Source organism: Actinocrinis sp., assembly GCF_035938995.1.
Classification (GTDB): domain Bacteria; phylum Actinomycetota; class Actinomycetes; order Streptomycetales; family Catenulisporaceae; genus DASZGI01.
In genome coordinates this window covers 1-3369 of sequence record NZ_DASZGI010000037.1, presented here as the reverse complement: position 1 = coordinate 3369, position 3369 = coordinate 1, and the positions used below count along the sequence as shown (strand labels likewise).

At 67.7% G+C, this 3369-nt stretch carries 4 protein-coding genes; all 4 read left to right on the top strand.

What is annotated here, in order from left to right:
• Positions 1-333 precede the first annotated feature (333 nt).
• On the top strand, positions 334-1311 hold the full coding sequence (locus VGZ32_RS02295) for a zinc-dependent alcohol dehydrogenase family protein (protein WP_326884090.1): 978 nt from the start codon (positions 334-336) through the stop codon (positions 1309-1311).
• On the top strand, positions 1308-2105 hold the full coding sequence (locus VGZ32_RS02290; protein WP_326884089.1) for an alpha/beta hydrolase: 798 nt from the start codon (positions 1308-1310) through the stop codon (positions 2103-2105). The genes VGZ32_RS02295 and VGZ32_RS02290 overlap by 4 nt, the downstream gene beginning before the upstream one ends.
• Before the next feature lie 22 nt (positions 2106-2127).
• Positions 2128-3009 (top strand): alpha/beta hydrolase, encoded by an 882-nt coding sequence (locus VGZ32_RS02285; protein ID WP_326884088.1) that lies wholly within the window; start codon positions 2128-2130, stop codon positions 3007-3009.
• Between the two features lie 89 nt (positions 3010-3098).
• Positions 3099-3369: aldo/keto reductase (locus VGZ32_RS02280; RefSeq protein ID WP_326884087.1), on the top strand; the 271-nt coding region annotated here is incomplete at its 3' end.

Sequence of the window (3369 nt, the reverse complement as noted above, 5' to 3'; positions counted from 1 at the left end):
GCGACGCTGCTGAACCGTGCCGCCGGGCCGGAGCCGGTGACACACCCGCCTGCCAGGAAGCACAGGACACGATAACTGCCGGTCCAGGCGCGGGCCGCGCGGCTGCGCTCGGCCTCTCGCTGGTAAACGGTTAAGCAAACGAGGTCGGTCGGCGCGAGAAGCAGGCGTCGTCGCCCTGGGCCGCCGGGCGGGACGGCGCTAGTCCCTGACGAGGTTTCGCGCCTGCCAAGCCGCAGCCGTCGACGGAAGGTGCAGTGACGTTGCGGATACCCCGCCGCCAGCTTCCGGGGCACAGTCGAACATATCCGTTGTCGTCTCTCACAGGGAGCCCACGTGCGTGCCATCCAGATCACCCAGTTCGGAAGACCAGAAGACGTCGTGCGCGTCGTCGATGTCCCGGAGCCGCCCGCTCCTGGTCCCGGCGAGGTCAAGGTCGCTGTCGAGTTCTCGCCGCTGAACAGGCACGACCTGGTGCTCGTCAGCGGCGCGCTCCTGCAGCCGCCGCTCCCTCTGGTGCTCGGCAACGAGGGCGTCGCCCGGATCGTCGAGGCAGGCCAGGGCGTCGGCACGGTCGCGGTGGGCGACCTGGTGGTCGTCCCGTTGCTCGCCGGAGCCTGGCGCGAGCGGCTGGTGCTGCCCGCGGAGGGGCTGTTCCCGCTGCCGGAGGGGAGCGTCGAGCAGTTCTCGATGCTAGGCGGTAATCCGCCCACGGCCGGCCTGATCCTCAGCGAGTACGCCGACCTGGCGCCCGGCGACTGGATCGTGCAGAACGCCGCGAACTCCGGAGTCGGGCGTTCCCTGATCGCCCTGGCGAAGGTGCGCGGATTCCGGACCATCAACCTCGCCCGGGACGAGTCCGTGTTCGCCGACCTGACCGCGTCCGGTGCCGACATCGTCCACCTCGACGATGAGACAGCGGCCGAAGACGTCCGGAAGGAGATCGGCGATGCCCGGGTCGCGCTCGCCGTCGACTCGGTGGGCGGCGCCAGCGCCGGCCGCCTGCTCGGCTGGCTGTCCTACGGCGGCTCGGTCGTCGCCTACGCCACAGCGACCGGGCAGCCGATACCCGTCAACGAACTGACGCTGATCGCCAAGCGCGCGACGGTCCGCGGGTTCTCCGTCGCCTATTACGACTATGCGACGAAGGTGCTGCCCGTCATCCGTGAGGCCGCGCCCCTGGTCGCGAGCGGGGCCCTGTTCGTCCCGGTTGCCGCCGTGTTCGACCTTGAAGACATCCACGCCGCCATCCGGCAGCTCGAACGCGGCGGGAAGGTCCTCCTCAGAGTGGCCACAGGCAAGGAGACGGCATGACCACCACAGCAACCATCCCGGACAGTGACCTCGTGTTCCGTCGTGACCGCGATGGCAGCAGGGCCCTCGTGTTCGTGCACGGATTTCTCGATGATCAGCACGTCTGGGCTCCGGTCCTCGCCGGGCTGTCTGCGCCCGGGTTCGAGACCGTCCAGTTTGACCAGGCCGGCTTCGGGGACCGCACCGCGGCAACCGGGCCAGTTACCTTCGACCGGTTCGCCGCCGACCTGAGCGCTGTCCTCGACGCAATCGGCAAGCCGTTCGTCCTCGTCGGCCACAGCATGGCGGGACCCGTCATCGAACTGGCCGCGGCGTCGCGCCCCGGGCGCGCGCTTGGCCTGGTGCTCGTGGCGCCCATCCCGACGGCAGGTGCCCGGCTGCCCGCAGAGGTCATCGAGTCGTTCAAATCGGTGAAGGGCTTCCTGGATATCCGTCGTCAGACCGCGCCGTCGACCCCGGATGCCGAGCTCGAGAGGGTCGCCGCGGCAGCCGCGAATGCCCGTCCCGATTTCGTGCGGGCAGCGGCGGACGTGTGGAACAACGGCCACCCCGCCGGCGAGCGGCCCAGCGGGTTCACCGGGCCCGTGCTGATCCTCGCCGGGACCGACGATCCGCTGATCACCGCGGAGGTCATCGCTTCCGCGATCGCGGCGCGGTTCAACCCGGCCAACTCGACGGTGACCGAGATCGGGCAGTCCACCCACTGGCCGCACGTCGAGAATCCGACTGCCGTAGCCAGGGAGATCGATCGTTTCCTAGCCGCCAAGCTGGCGGCCGCCACCCCAGCCAAATAGCAGAACCAGGATGGAGTAGAACATGACAACCGAACCAGCCGACCCGCCCCGGCCTTCCCATGCGACGGCTCCGAACCAATTCGTCACAGCGAACGGAGTCCGGTACGCCTACCGGCGCTTCGGCGCCGAGACCGGCACGCCGGTGGTGTTCCTCCAGCATTTCCGCGGCGGCATGGACAACTGGGATCCAGCAGTCACCGACGGACTGGCAGCGAACCGCCCGGTCATCCTGTTCAACAACACAGGCGTGGCCAGCTCCAGCGGCCAGACCCCGGACACGGTCGAAGCGCAGGCCGATGACGCAGCCGCATTCATCCGCGCGCTGGGCCTGACGCACGTCGACGTCCTCGGTTTCTCGATCGGCGGCTACGTCGCGCAGGCCCTCACGCTCCGCCACCACGACCTGGTGCGCAGGCTCGTTCTCGCCGGCACCAAGCCCCGTGCAGGCGACGACACAGACCGGGACCCCGACGTGAACACCGTAGCTACCAGGCATGAGGTACTAACTCTCGAGGACCTCCGGTTCCTGTTCTTCGCACCTTCGACGGCCAGCCAGGCCGCCGGCGAAAGGTACTGGGATCGCTGCCACCAGCGCGCCATCGACGTGGACCCGCCGACGTCCAAGCAGACGATGCAGGCCCAGGCAGCCGCGATCGTCGAGTGGAAGCTTCCGCACGGTGCACCCTTTGCCGATCTGAAGAGGATCACTCAACCGACCCTGGTGATCAACGGCCACCGCGACGTCATGGTCCCCACTATCAACTCCTACTACCTGGCCCAGCACATCCCCGCCGCGCAGCTCATCGTCTACCCCGACTCCGGCCACGGCTCACTGTTCCAGTACCCAGAGCTGTTTGTCGCCGATGTCGGGCGCTTCCTTAACGCGGCAGTCGCCTTCGCCTGAGGCCATTACATGAGATCAAGGATCGAACTATTCTTCGCCACCGACCTCAACTAACAATCTTCGCCTTAATCCGCTAAGGAGCCCACCAGATGGCAACTGCCGGTCGCACCACGAAGCTTGACGACGACTTCACGGTCAGTGCAATCGGATTCGGCGCGGGGGCGCTGGCATCGGTCTACGGTGACGTCGACGACGCCGAATCGCTTGCCACGCTCAATCGCTGCCTGGACCTCAACGTGACTCTTATCGACACCGCCAACGTCTACGGCGGCGGCAACAACGAGCGACTCATTGCCAAGCTGCTCGCCGACCGCCGGGACGAGGTCACGCTGGCGACGAAATTCGGCGTCGCCAGCAACC

Coding starts and splice junctions, on each gene's coding strand:
- VGZ32_RS02290 (WP_326884089.1), top strand. CDS start 1,308: ATGACCACCACAGCAACCATCCCGGACAGTGACCTCGTGTTCCGTCGT.
- VGZ32_RS02285 (WP_326884088.1), top strand. CDS start 2,128: ATGACAACCGAACCAGCCGACCCGCCCCGGCCTTCCCATGCGACGGCT.